A 240-nucleotide genomic window follows, 5' to 3' on the forward strand; every position below is an offset into this window, starting at 1 on the left:
CGCGCAGCGTTCTCCCTGAAATGGCGAACTTGCGCAACTAGACGTTGCCGGGTTGCCTCGTCGGTGACGGCGCTGCAGGCGGCCTCAAGGTCATCGGCTCCCTGGTTGAGTTTGATCGCGCCGGACCTGATAAGCGCTTCGGCACCCGCAGGTTCGCCAGACGGTTTGTTTCTATAAAACACGATAAGGTCATCATATTCCTTGATCGCGTCCTGCATTTTTTCGGCGGCGGCTTTGAGC

General features: G+C 57.9%; 1 protein-coding gene. It reads right to left on the reverse strand.

Going from position 1 to position 240, the window contains the following annotated elements; translation table 11 throughout:
• The coding region (locus AC0L3B_RS40195; protein WP_473383584.1) for a hypothetical protein at window positions 1-240 on the reverse strand (240 nt) is incomplete at both ends.

This window comes from Bradyrhizobium sp. Kon56, from assembly GCF_055807635.1.